The sequence below is a fragment of the Microbacterium canaveralium genome (genome assembly GCF_047238045.1).
Classification (GTDB): Bacteria; Actinomycetota; Actinomycetes; order Actinomycetales; family Microbacteriaceae; genus Microbacterium.
The window spans coordinates 15,131-26,609 of sequence record NZ_JBDFMA010000002.1; the positions used below are offsets into that span (position 1 = coordinate 15,131).

Annotated in this window: 13 protein-coding genes; 6 read left to right on the forward strand and 7 right to left on the reverse strand. The window is 69.4% G+C overall.

Annotated elements, in window-relative coordinates:
• Window positions 1–22 precede the first annotated feature (22 nt).
• The 3 genes from ABC271_RS00500 to ABC271_RS00510 are packed head-to-tail and all read right to left on the reverse strand — an operon-like array spanning window position 23 to window position 2,914.
• Window positions 23–2,284 carry a heavy metal translocating P-type ATPase gene (locus tag ABC271_RS00500; RefSeq protein ID WP_412923022.1) on the reverse strand — a complete coding sequence of 754 codons (2,262 nt, stop codon included), beginning with the start codon at window positions 2,282–2,284 and terminating at the stop codon, window positions 23–25.
• Window positions 2,281–2,604, reverse strand: coding sequence for a cation transporter (locus ABC271_RS00505; RefSeq protein ID WP_412923023.1), 324 nt, complete (start codon window positions 2,602–2,604; stop codon window positions 2,281–2,283). The genes ABC271_RS00500 and ABC271_RS00505 overlap by 4 nt, the downstream gene beginning before the upstream one ends.
• A 28-nt stretch (window positions 2,605–2,632) precedes the next feature.
• On the reverse strand, window positions 2,633–2,914 hold the full coding sequence (locus ABC271_RS00510) for a metal-sensitive transcriptional regulator (protein WP_058233655.1): 282 nt from the start codon (window positions 2,912–2,914) through the stop codon (window positions 2,633–2,635).
• Window positions 2,915–3,131: 217 nt separating this feature from the next.
• Between ABC271_RS00510 and ABC271_RS00515 the strand changes: the two genes are divergently transcribed.
• A complete protein-coding gene (locus ABC271_RS00515; RefSeq protein ID WP_160897560.1) occupies window positions 3,132–3,380 on the forward strand; it encodes a hypothetical protein in 249 nt (82 codons plus the stop codon).
• Between the two features lie 99 nt (window positions 3,381–3,479).
• On the opposite strand, the gene ABC271_RS00520 is transcribed toward ABC271_RS00515, so the two are convergent.
• From ABC271_RS00520 to ABC271_RS00535, 4 genes are all read right to left on the reverse strand, one after another.
• Complete coding sequence (locus ABC271_RS00520) at window positions 3,480–3,902, reverse strand: hypothetical protein (RefSeq protein WP_160897559.1); 423 nt, start codon at window positions 3,900–3,902, stop codon at window positions 3,480–3,482.
• Window positions 3,903–4,056: 154 nt separating this feature from the next.
• A complete protein-coding gene (locus tag ABC271_RS00525; protein ID WP_160897558.1) occupies window positions 4,057–5,457 on the reverse strand; it encodes a ParB/RepB/Spo0J family partition protein in 1,401 nt (466 codons plus the stop codon).
• 397 nt (window positions 5,458–5,854) lie between these two features.
• Window positions 5,855–6,418, reverse strand: coding sequence for a hypothetical protein (locus ABC271_RS00530; RefSeq protein ID WP_160897557.1), 564 nt, complete (start codon window positions 6,416–6,418; stop codon window positions 5,855–5,857).
• A 12-nt stretch (window positions 6,419–6,430) separates the two neighbouring features.
• Window positions 6,431–6,676: a hypothetical protein gene (locus ABC271_RS00535; RefSeq protein WP_160897556.1), complete on the reverse strand. Its 246-nt coding sequence runs from the start codon at window positions 6,674–6,676 to the stop codon at window positions 6,431–6,433.
• A 427-nt stretch (window positions 6,677–7,103) separates the two neighbouring features.
• Here ABC271_RS00535 and ABC271_RS00540 point away from each other — a divergent pair, with 427 nt between their 5' ends.
• From ABC271_RS00540 to ABC271_RS00560, 5 genes are read left to right on the forward strand one after another with little or no spacing between them, the layout of a single operon-like run.
• Window positions 7,104–7,466, forward strand: a complete 363-nt coding sequence (locus ABC271_RS00540; RefSeq protein ID WP_412923024.1) for an ArsR/SmtB family transcription factor — start codon at window positions 7,104–7,106, stop codon at window positions 7,464–7,466.
• The gene (locus tag ABC271_RS00545; protein WP_412923025.1) at window positions 7,463–8,557 is read left to right on the forward strand and encodes a cation diffusion facilitator family transporter; all 1,095 of its coding nucleotides are present in this window, start codon (window positions 7,463–7,465) and stop codon (window positions 8,555–8,557) included. Before ABC271_RS00540 ends, ABC271_RS00545 begins: the two co-directional genes overlap by 4 nt.
• 5 nt (window positions 8,558–8,562) lie before the next feature.
• Complete coding sequence (locus tag ABC271_RS00550; protein WP_412923026.1) at window positions 8,563–9,297, forward strand: VIT1/CCC1 transporter family protein; 735 nt, start codon at window positions 8,563–8,565, stop codon at window positions 9,295–9,297.
• Complete coding sequence (locus tag ABC271_RS00555; protein ID WP_412923027.1) at window positions 9,297–9,974, forward strand: response regulator transcription factor; 678 nt, start codon at window positions 9,297–9,299, stop codon at window positions 9,972–9,974. The genes ABC271_RS00550 and ABC271_RS00555 overlap by 1 nt, the downstream gene beginning before the upstream one ends.
• Window positions 9,971–11,332 carry a sensor histidine kinase gene (locus ABC271_RS00560; protein ID WP_412923028.1) on the forward strand — a complete coding sequence of 454 codons (1,362 nt, stop codon included), beginning with the start codon at window positions 9,971–9,973 and terminating at the stop codon, window positions 11,330–11,332. The genes ABC271_RS00555 and ABC271_RS00560 overlap by 4 nt, the downstream gene beginning before the upstream one ends.
• Window positions 11,333–11,479 lie beyond the last annotated feature (147 nt).

Consider the following 11,479-nt stretch of genomic DNA (forward strand, 5'->3'; position numbering starts at 1 on the left):
GTGCGCCGCCACGGCGCACGATTCAGGCCGGTTGGGGCATGGGAGTGCGGGCGATGTGCACGGGTGCCGGCTCGGGGCGGAACCGGCGCAGCCGGAGGCTGTTGGTCACGACGAACACCGACGACAGCGCCATGGCCGCCGCGGCGACGAGCGGGTTCAGCAGCCCGGCCATCGCGATCGGGATGGCGGCGACGTTGTAGGCGAAGGCCCAGAACAAATTGCTCTTGATGGTGCGGAGGGTGCGGCGGGAGAGTCGGATCGCGTCGGCCACGACGGTTAGGTCGCCGGAGACGATCGTGATGTCACTGGCGGCGATCGCCGCGTCCGTGCCGCCCCCCATCGCAAGGCCGAGGTCGGCTGCGGCGAGGGCCGCGGCGTCGTTGACGCCGTCACCGACCATTGCGACCACGTGGCCATCGTTTTGGAGCCGGCGGATCACTTCGAGCTTCCCGGCGGGGGTGACGCCGGCGTGCACGTCGGAGATGCCGACCTCAGCGGCGATCCGTGCGGCCGTGGTGTCGTTGTCGCCGGTGAGGAGCACCGGGCGCAGCCCGAGTGCGCGGAACCGTGCGATGGCGGTCGAGCTGGTCGGCTTCACCGTGTCCGCCACGCCGATCGCGCCCAGGTACTGCCCGTCGCGGCCGACCGCGATTGCGGTACTGGTACGAGCGAGCGTGTTCAGCTCCGCTGCGGCCTCCGACGGTGGGCGGATGCCCCACTGCTCGGCCAGCCAGGAGGCGCGGCCCGCGACCACCGCGGCGCCGTCCACGATCCCCTGCACACCGAACCCGGCGTGCGAGGCGAAGCTGTCCGCATATGCACCAGGCGCGGTGGCGGTGATCGCGCGGGCGACGGGATGCTCGGAGCCCGCCTCGACCGCAGCGGCGACCCGCAGCAGCTCGTCCCGGGTGACACCAGGGGCGGGGTGAACGGTGGTGACGGTCATCTTGCCGGTGGTCACGGTGCCGGTCTTGTCGAGCACGATGGTGTCGACGGTGCGGGTCTGCTCCAGCACCTGCGGTCCACGGATCAAGATTCCCAGCTGCGAGCCCCGGCCGGTGCCCACCAAGAGGGCGGTGGGGGTGGCGAGGCCAAGCGCGCACGGGCACGCGATGATTAGTGTCGCGACCGCGGCGGTGAACGCTTGTTCCAGCGATGTCCCAGCGATCATCCAGCCGACGAAGGCGGCGGCGGCAAGTCCGATGACGATCGGGACGAACACGGCCGACACCCGGTCAGCGATGCGTTGCACCTTGGCCTTGCCGGTTTGGGCTTCCTCCATCAGCCGGCGCATGCGCGCGAGCTCGGTGTCGGCGCCGACCCGGGTGATTTCTACGGTGAGGCGGCCGCCGACATTCACCGTCGCTCCTATGACACGCGACCCAGTCGTCACCTCGACGGGGACTGATTCTCCGGTGAGCATGCTGGCATCGACGGCGGAGGCACCATCGATCACCAGCCCGTCGGAGGGAATCTTCTCCCCCGGTCGAACGAGCACAGTGTCTCCGACCGACAGCTGCGCGACCGGCACCATCCGTTCGGCGCCGTCGACGAGCTGCGTGGCGTGCTTCGCGCCCATCTCCAGCAGCGCCCGTAACGCCTCCGACGATGATTTCCTCGCGCGCGCTTCGGCATACCGCCCGGCCAGGATGAAGACGGTGACCAGCGCGGCCACTTCCAGATAGATTTCGTGGCCCCCGGCCTGCGGGGTACCGACGAGGGTGAACGTCATCGTCATGCCGGGCATGCCTGCGCCACCGAAGAACAGCGCGTAAAGGGACCACCCGAATGCGGCGATGACGCCAACGCTGATGAGGGTGTCCATGGTCGCCGCGCCGTGTCGGGCGTTGACGGCCGCGGCCCGGTGGAACGGCCACGCGCCCCAGACCGCCACCGGGGCGGTGAGAGTGAGGGCAAGCCACTGCCAGTACTCGAACTGCAACGCCGGGACCATCGACAACACTGCCACCGGCAGCGACAGGGCGGCACTAATCAGCAGACGCCGCCGTAGCGCCCCGACCTCGCCGTCCTCTCGGTTTGGGGTGTTCTCATCGATGTCACCGCTCGGTGGCGGTGCGGGGAGAGCCGCCTGGTACCCCGCGGATTCGACGGCGGCGATCAGGGTGGCAGGGTCGACGTCGTTCCCGCGAACACGTGCTTTCTCGGTGGCGTAGTTCACCGTTGCTTCCACACCGGGAAGCTTGTTCAGCTTGCGTTCAATCCGGGTCGCACACGACGCGCATGTCATCCCGGAAATATCGAGTTCGACGTCGACCGCGCTCATGCGGGTGCGCCGGCCAGGGTGTAGCCGGCCTCCTCCACCGCGGCCTGCACTGCGGCAGCATCGATCGGGGTCAAGCTGTGGATGGTGACGCGCGACGTACCGCCGGCGTTGAGGTCTACCGTGACGTTCTCGACACCGTCGATCGCAGTCAGCTCCTCCGTGACGCTCGACACGCAGTGCGAGCATGTCATTCCGGTCACCAGGACGTCTTCTGTCACCGTCGCCGCGGTGGACGCGGGTGCGTCTGTCGCTGTGGACGTGGCGCAGCAAGCGCAGCCGGCGTTGGTGTCTTTCAGGCCGAGGTCGATGCGGTCGGTCATGATTTGCTCCTCTGGGGTTGGTGCGGGATCAGGAACGGACGAGCCGTGCAATCGCGTCGTTGGCCTCACGAATCTTCTCTGCGGCAACCTGGCCGCCCTCTGCGCTCGCCTCCGCGACGCAGTGGCGGAGGTGATCCCCGAGCAGGGATAGCGCAACCGTCTCCAAAGCCTTCGTCGCGGCGGAGACCTGCGTAAGGATGTCGATGCAGTACTTGTCTTCATCGACCATTCGGGCGATCCCTCGTACCTGACCCTCGACGCGACGCAGCCGCTTCTGGAGGTCGTCTTTGTTGCCCTCGTATCCGTTCACCCAGATACCATACCCCCCTAGGGTATGTAGCGCAACACTCCTATTCATCCCCCTGCGCGCGTCCACCGGAGTGGTCCGCCCAACCGGGGATGATTATTAGCATCTGCTGGGAGAGGCGCTGAACCAGGCATGGGACCTTATCGGAGCGCCTTGAAGCACACCGCGGCGGCGGTGTCACGCCGTAGATTCGCGCAGCGACGGGTGGGATGGTGAGCGCATGTCTGAGAAGCGGTCGAAGCTCGCTCAAGCGGCGTTGGTGTCTAACGGCATGGTGTGGTTTGGTGCGTCGTTCATGCTCTTCGCGATCGCGGCGGAGCAGACGGCGGCGGTGTTCGCCGGCACGTGGCTGAACGTCCTCGGGTGGGCGATCATCCTTCTCGTCGCCGCGGGCCTGGCCGTCGTCGGCGTCATCGAGAACGTCAACATCCGGGCGGGCAAGAAGTACAAGCCGCGGCCGCGCAGCTGACCGCGCTCGAGCGGGGAACCCGCGACCCGCGTTGGAGGGGGGTCGAGGGGGTCTCCCCCTCGTGCGGGCCGGCCCTTTCGGGTCGGCCCGCCGCCATGCTCAGAGCGTGAGCGCGTGCAGCACCGTCGCCGCGGTGCCCGCGGGCGTTCCGTAGTCCGTGACGTGCAGCGTCGCGGCGCGGTTGGTGATGAGGTCGAGGGCGACGAGTTCTTCTTCGGACTCGTCGGTCATGTCGCCGGGTTCGTCCTCCCATTCGCGCAGCACGCGTCCGTCGACGTCGACCACGCGCCACAGCCCCCACACGTGAGCGACGGGACCGGTCCTTTCGTACTTGAACACCAGGGCCGTAGCGGTGGGCCAGCCATGCGCCGCCGCGGCGACGATGAGCGCGTGCGCGGCCGCGGCGATCTGCTCAACGTCGCCGGATGCCGTGGCCGTGTTGACGGCGGCTTCCGCCTCGCGCAGCGCCGCGGTGTGTCCACACACGTCGACATCGACGGCGGGGGTCGTAGTGGTGGTCATGGTGCGCCTTTCTGGGCAGCTGAGGGTGACGCCCGGGGGGGTGAAAAAAGGGTGATGCGACAGGGTGACGTCCGGGGGTGACGCCGGGGGTGACGCCGGGGGTGACGCCGGGGGTGACGCCGGGGGTGACGGATGCCGGTCCCCGTCCGGTTGGTCAGGCGAGGCCCGCGGCTTCGGCGGGGGTGGTGTCGCCGGTGACGATCTGCTCGACCGGGGAGAGGGCGTATCCCCACGCGGCGAGCTGGCGGAAGAACGCGGCGGCGCGCTCGTCGCCGCGTCGCCACGATTCCTTGCTGGTGCCTGCCTCGGCACCGGCGAGGACGACCGCCAGGGACACCAGGCGGGCCTTGCCGGGGTTGGCCTCCACCAGCGCGGCCAGGGCGTCGGTGCGGAAACCGGAGGGCCGCTCGACGCCGAGGAACGTGTGCGCGAGGTCGTTGCCGCCCGACATCGCGGACGACACCGAGAACCGGTGAGCGGTCAGGCCCAGCGCGATCACCCGGTCAGCGTCCTTCGGCAGCGTCTTGCGAGACAGGAACGTCGCGATCCATTCGCGGCGCACCGTCTCAGCGGCGGTCCACGCCTTGTTGTTGGCGATGAGCGCCTTGCGCTCGGCGGACTTCTCGACGCGCTCTTCCTCGATCTGCTCCGCGGTCAGCGGCTCGGCGGGGGTGCCGGGTGCGCCCCAGGCGTAGGTGAATCCCGCATCGGTGGGGTTCTGAACGAAGTAGGTCACGTCGATGTCGCCGCGCCAGTTGGTGTCGATGAGCGCGCCGCGCACCGGGACGGTGGCGATGTGCTCGGCGGTGACCTGTGCGCCGTCCGCGGTGTGGAGCTTGCGGAGGATCACCCACGGGCTTTCCTGCCCGTACGCCCCGCCACGAGTGAGCACCTGGAAACCGCCCGCGATCAGCTCCTGCTCGACGGCGGCGAGGCGGGCCTTTTCCGCGGCGTCGTCGCGGAGGCTCTGCGCGGTGTGCTCGAACTGGGTCGGGTCGGTGGTGGCGACCTCGATCAGGTGCGCGCGGGCGTCGGCGTCGTCCTCGAACTCCAACAGCACCGCCGCCTGGTCCAGGGTCAGCGGGTGCTCGTTGAGAGCGGAGGTGACGGTGGCGGACTCGGCGACGGCGAGGCCCTTTTTCACCGCGTCGGTCTTGGTGCCGGTGCGCTTGGCGATCTGCGCGGCGCTGATGCCCTCGAACGCCAGCTGCGCCCAGGCGGCGGTGCGATCCGCGGTGCTGAGGTCGGCGCGCTGGTCGTTCTCGATGATCTGCTGAATGATCCGGTCCGCGGTGGTGTCGTCGCCCTCCACGACGTAGACGGGGACGGTCGGCACCTCGGCCTCGCGGGCGGCGAGGGTGCGACGCTGACCGGCGCGGACGATGACGTTTCCGCGCTCGTCGCGGCGGGCAAGGATCGGGGTGATGACGCCGTTCTCACGGATCGACGCGACGAAATCCTTCGTCACGGGAGCGCTGGTGCGCACGTTCGCCTCGATGACGAGGGTGGTCGGGTCGATGTGCTCGATGGTCCCGGTTCCGGTGGTGATGCTCACGATGGTTTCTCCTTGATCGGTGTGCGACCATGAAGGCGACAGGTCCCGTGGTGCTAGGTCCACTACGGGGCTTTTGTCGTCTTCCAGATCGTTCTTCTTTGCCTCTCCGGCGAGTGAAAACCAACTGAGTGGAGGCGGCGGAGTGACGCCGATCCCGGGCGAAATAAGCCCGCAGGGCGCGTCCGGGATCGGTGGCACGTAGCCGATGGAGCGAAGTAGGTTGAAACCGCGGAGAGGTGAAGAAACCGGGGAATCCTGCCGCGTAGCGGCTCGCTTCGGCGGTGCTCCGTCACCGCTGCGCGGGCGGAGCTCGCGCCCCGCCGCAGGCGGAACACCGGGGAGCGCGAGGGGGTCGCCCCTCGTGGCCGGCCCGTAGGCCGGCCCCTCCCCCGCTGGGTCAGCTCCAGCTCTCGGTCCAGTCCTCGGGCGGGACGACGGCGTGCGGCTGGCCTGTCGTGTGCAGGTAGTACAGGGTGCTGCTGTAATCGTCGTCCCCTCGGCTAACGCTCATCTGCTGGTGATCGTCGTCCGTTTCCGCGATGTTCCACCTGGTCGAGACGTCCACGGCGTACAGGTCGCCGTAGGAGTCGGTGACGAGCTGGTCGCAGACGGGGCAGCGCAGCGCGCGGTACGTCTCCCCGTCATCGGTCACGGTGACGACCATGAGGACCGGGGCCGCGGCCCACACCTGTTGTTGCAGCTGCTCGATCGTGGCGAGCAGGGCGTCAGCGCTCGGGGTCGGGGTCAGGAACGCGACAAGCGCCGCGGCGTATTCGGTGCCGTTGTCGGTGACGGGATGCCCGCCCGGCGCGCCCTCGCCCGGCAGGGTGAGGGTGTTGCGCACGTGCGCAAGGATCTCGGCGTCGGTGGCCGCGGCGTCATCGCCGGACTCCGCACGGCGGGTGTCGAGGATGAGCGCGAGCTGCGCCGCGGTCGCGCGGCCGGTGTCGATGGTGGTCATGGCGCACTCCTGTCAGCGGACGGTGGTCGGGTCGACGGTCAGCCCGTGCTTCGCAAGGCGGGCGAGGGTGTCGGGGTCGCCGGTGATCTGCTCCCAGCCCTCGGGCGAGACGACGGCCGCGGGATCACCGTCGCGGTCGGTGAGAACGACGCACGTCCGAGCGTCGAGCGCGCCCCCGGTGCGCGGGCACACGATGTTCTTGCTGACGAGAAACGTGACCATCTGATCGCGGAGGATCGCTTCGAGGGTGGTGGACATGACTGCTCCTGACTGATCGTTTTTCTTTGCCTCTCCGGCGGGAATGACCGTTTGAGCGGAGGCGGCGAAGTGACGCCGATTCCGGGCGAAATAAGCCCGTAGGGCGCGTCCGGAATCGGTGGCACATAGCCGTTGGAGCGAAATAGGTTGAGACCGCGGAGAGGTGAAGAAAACCCAGGGAACAGGCCGCGCAGCGGCTCCGCCCGGCGGCGCTCCGTCGCCGCCGGGCGAGCGCAGCTCGCCTCCCGGGACGGGATGCCGGGGACCCTTCTATGGGTTCAAGTCAACTCGGGTGCGTCGCTACCCGACCGCAGGCTGCATTACCTCGCGTCGTTCGGGTGCTCTGTCGCCGCGCGTCGAGCAGCATCGCCTAGCAGCGGTAAAGAGTCGTTGGGCTCCGACGTGGAGCGTGAGCTATTATCTGCGTATGCACGTAGATAAGAAATCTTGCGGGTTGGATGTCGACTCGGAGTACGTCGAGCTAGCCGTCGAGGTGTTCGCGATGCTCGCGGACGCGACGCGGGTGCGCATCGTCCTGGCACTGCGGAAGGCGGGCGAGCTGCCGGTGAACGTCCTGGCCGAGACCGTGGGAAAGAGCCCGGCCGCGGTCTCGCAGCATCTCGCGAAACTGCGCCTGGGCCGCATGGTGCAGACCCGCCGCGAGGGCACGACCGTCTTCTACCGGCTGACGGACGAGCACGCCTCGGAGCTGGTCGTGGACGCGATCAAGCAGGCCGAGCACGTCGTCGGGCACGCACCGCATCACCAGACGGGCGGGCCGACCGCGTGACGACGCGCACCGAACACCACGAGCACGGCCACCCCCACGAGCACGAGCACCCGCACGACCACGAGCAGCCGCGCGGCCACGAGCACGGCCATACCCACGGTCACCCGCACGGCGGCCTCCGGGGGTTCCTCCACGACCTGTTCGTCCCGCACACGCACGACTCCGCCGACTCGATCGACGACGCGATGGAGGCGTCGACGGCGGGAGTGCGCGCGCTGAAGATCAGCCTGGTGATCCTGCTCGCGACGACCGTGCTGCAGGCGGCGCTCGTCGCGCTCACCGGGTCCGTCGCACTGCTCGCCGACACGATCCACAACTTCGCGGACGCGTTGACCGCGGTGCCGCTCTGGATCGCGTTCGTCCTCGGGCGCCGCGTCGCCTCCCGCCGCTACACCTACGGCTACGGGCGCGCCGAGGACCTCGCCGGGATGTTCATCGTCGTCGTCGTCGCGCTCTCCGCCGTCGTTGCAGGCTGGGAGGCGATCGCCCGCCTTCTCGATCCCCGCCCGATCGAGAACCCGTGGCTGCTCGTGCTCGCCGGCGTCATCGGCTTCGCGGGCAATGAGATCGTCGCGATCTACCGCATCCGCATCGGCCGCCGCATCGGCTCCGCCGCCCTCGTCGCCGACGGGGTGCACGCGCGGCTCGACGGCTTCACGTCTCTGTCCGTGGTGCTGGGAGCGATCGGCGTCCTGCTCGGATTCCCGCTCGCGGACCCGATCATCGGCCTGCTCATCGCCGTCTCGATCCTGGTCCTGCTCTGGGGAACCGTGAAGTCGGTCGGCGCCCGCCTGATGGACGCAATCGCGCCCGACCTCCTCGAACGCGCCGAGCACGTCCTCGAGCACGCCCCGGGCGTCACCGCTGTCGAGGATCTCCGCCTCCGCTGGATCGGCCACCGACTGACCGGATCGGCCACCCTCCGCGTCGCAGCCGATCAGCTTGACGACGCGACGCAGATCGCGCAACACGCGAGTGAACACCTCCACGCCGCAATCGGCAACCTCGACATCTTCACGCTCACTCCCTCTTCGGGGAGGAGAGGGAAGCCTGTCCTGCCTGGCGCGGAGGAGACTCCGGTGCTTCCATGAGGCTCATGCCGTCCGATCCCACTCCTCCGCCCTCCACTCCTCGCGCGGAGCCGCATGATGGCGCGATCTCGGGGCGCCTGAATTGGTTGCGAGCGGGCGTGCTGGGCGCGAACGACGGCATCGTGTCGGTCGCCGCTCTGGTCGTGGGTGTCGCGGGCGCTACGACGGCGACGGCTCCGATCCTGACGGCCGGTGTCGCGGGTCTGGTCGGTGGCGCGGTATCGATGGCGCTGGGCGAGTACGTCTCGGTGAGCAGTCAGAGCGACAGTCAGCGCGCGCTGATCGCGAAGGAGCGCGTCGAGCTCGCGGAGGATCCCGCCGGGGAGCTCGAGGAGCTCGCTTTTCTGTATCAGGCGCGTGGCCTGACCCCGGAGACAGCGCATCAGGTCGCCCGCGAGCTGACCGAGAACGACGCTCTGACCGCACATCTGGAAGCGGAGCTCGGGTTGAACGAGGAAGCGGTCGCCAGTCCGCTCGCCGCCGCCGGCGCCTCGGCGCTGGCGTTCTTCCTCGGAGCCGTGCTGCCGCTGCTCGCGATCCTGCTCCCGCCGCCGGAGCTGAGGGTTCCGGTGACCTTCGTCGTGGTGCTGATCGCCCTCGCCGCGACCGGATACATCAGCGCACGGGTCGGCGGCAGCCCGGCTCTGCGCCCGATGATCCGCATCGTCGTCGGCGGCGCTCTCGCCCTCGCCGCGACCTTCCTGATCGGGTCGCTGCTCGGCACTTCCGGCGCGGTCTGATGTCCCGGATCCTCGTCGTCGAGGACGACCCGCAGATGGGCGCCCTCGTCGACCGGGGACTGCGCGAGGACGGCTACGACGTGCAGCTCGTCGACAACGGCGTCGACGCGCTGATCGCCTTCACGGCGGGGGACGTCGATGTCGCCGTCGTCGACGTGATGCTGCCGGGGATGACCGGGTTCGAGGTCTGCCGTCGGATGCGGGAGTCGGGCAGCACCGTCCCGGTCGTGCTGATCACGGCACGCGACGCCGTCGAGGACCGCATCTTCGGACTGGACTCGGGCGCCGACGACTACGTCACCAAGCCGTTCCACTTCGGCGAGCTGAGCGCCCGGATCCGCGCGCAGATCCGTCGCCGGGCCAGCGGCCCGCAGCCGGTGGTGCAGATCGGAGCGCTGCGATTGGACGCCCTGTCCGTGCGCGCGACGGTCCGCGATCGCCCCTTCGCGTTGAGCGTGAAGGAGTTCACCCTGCTGCGCTTCTTCGCCGTGCATCTCGATGAGGTAGTGACCCGGACGGAGATCCTCACCGAGGTGTGGGGATCACCTGAGACGTTCGAGCCGACCCTCGTGGACCAGTACGTCAGCTACCTCCGCAAGAAGCTCGCCCTGGCCGACGCGGGCCTGCGGATCACGACCGTCCGCGGCGCGGGGTACCGGCTGGAGCGCACCGAGTGAGGCTGCTGCGCTCCCTGTCGATCCGCTCCCGGATCACCCTCGGCAGCCTCCTCGTCGCGCTGATCGGCGTCGGCGTGATCACCCTCGTGCTGCACGGGCAGTTCCGCAGCATCGTCGTCGCGTCCGAGGTGACCCTCGCCGAGGGCGACCTCGCCCCGTATCTCGCCGATCTGGGATCGGACCCGACCGAGACCCCCGACCCGCCGGCCGAGGGGATCCTGATCTTCACGCGCGCTCCCGGCGGGGCGGTGCCCGTCGACACGATGCCGCACGACGTCCACGAGGTCCTCGAACGCAGCAGCGGCAGCGACGGCACCTCGACGGTGATCACCGACGAGAACGTCCGGTTCACGGTCGTCTCCCGAACCCTGGACACCAGCGCGGGCACGTGGGAGCTGTGGGCGGCGCGCAGCGGCGCCGGCAGCGACCTCACCGTCGCGGCCCTAGACCGGACGCTGCTCGTCAGCGCAGCGGCCCTCGTGATCCTGTCCGCCCTCGCCGCGTGGCTGCTCACCGGCGCCGCTCTGCGTCCGGTCGAGCGGATGCGCCGCACCGCCGCGTCGCTCGGCGACCGGGACGGCGGCGAGCTCCCCGTCGGCCCGGCGGCTGATGAACTGTCGGATCTGGCGGAGACGTTGAACGCCTTCATCGCCCGGACGCGGGACACCGCGGAACGGGAGCGGCAGATGGTGTCCGCGGCCAGCCACGAGATCCGCACCCCGCTGGCCGTCGTCATCACCCAGCTCGAACTCGCGCACCGGCACTTCGGCGACGCGGACGCCCTCGAAAAAGAGATCCGCGCCGCCGAGGGGTCCCTCGCCCGCCTGTCCCGCCTGGCGACGAACCTCCTCGAGCTCTCCCGCCTGGACGCCGCACCGCCCGTCACTGCGCTCGCGACTGCGAGCGAGCTGGAGACCGAGCTGATGGACTCCGTGGACCGGCTGAGGACGATCACGGGCGGAGCCGGCCCCGACATCGAGCTCGACACCGCGATCGAGCGGGCCGACTCGCCCTATCCGCTCTCGGTGAGCGCGTTCTCTCGGATCCTCGACAATCTGGGCGCGAATGCGATCGCCGCAACACCCCCCGCAGGACGCATCACCCTCCTCCTCCAGCAGCACGACTCCGCCCTCGAGCTGCGCGTGGAAGACACCGGACACGGCATGCCGGAGGAGTTCGTGCCGCACGCGTTCGAGCGCTTCTCCCGACCCGACGAGGCGCGCACCAGCCGCGAGGGCGGCAGCGGTCTCGGCCTCGCCCTCGTCGCAGCGCTCGTCGACACCGCCGACGGATCGGTCGCCATCGAGAACCGCCGCTTGAACGGAGTGGCGGTGACGGTCATGCTGCCCGAGCGGTGACATGTGAGACCTCGAACACGAATCGGACCCCGGCGGGGAATCGGCACGCATCCCTCATAGCCGACACCAAGACTCCACCGCGACGGTAAGAGCGCGCCCCCGGAAACCCCGGGCCGGCGCACTCGACACCAACCGAAGGGCGCCGCC

Coding starts and splice junctions, on each gene's coding strand:
- ABC271_RS00550 (WP_412923026.1), top strand. CDS start 8,563: ATGCCGTCCGATCCCACTCCTCCGCCCTCCACTCCTCGCGCGGAGCCG.
- ABC271_RS00540 (WP_412923024.1), top strand. CDS start 7,104: ATGCACGTAGATAAGAAATCTTGCGGGTTGGATGTCGACTCGGAGTAC.
- ABC271_RS00530 (WP_160897557.1), bottom strand. CDS start 6,418: ATGACCACCATCGACACCGGCCGCGCGACCGCGGCGCAGCTCGCGCTC.
- ABC271_RS00515 (WP_160897560.1), top strand. CDS start 3,132: ATGTCTGAGAAGCGGTCGAAGCTCGCTCAAGCGGCGTTGGTGTCTAAC.
- ABC271_RS00520 (WP_160897559.1), bottom strand. CDS start 3,902: ATGACCACCACTACGACCCCCGCCGTCGATGTCGACGTGTGTGGACAC.
- ABC271_RS00500 (WP_412923022.1), bottom strand. CDS start 2,284: ATGAGCGCGGTCGACGTCGAACTCGATATTTCCGGGATGACATGCGCG.
- ABC271_RS00505 (WP_412923023.1), bottom strand. CDS start 2,604: ATGACCGACCGCATCGACCTCGGCCTGAAAGACACCAACGCCGGCTGC.
- ABC271_RS00535 (WP_160897556.1), bottom strand. CDS start 6,676: ATGTCCACCACCCTCGAAGCGATCCTCCGCGATCAGATGGTCACGTTT.
- ABC271_RS00555 (WP_412923027.1), top strand. CDS start 9,297: ATGTCCCGGATCCTCGTCGTCGAGGACGACCCGCAGATGGGCGCCCTC.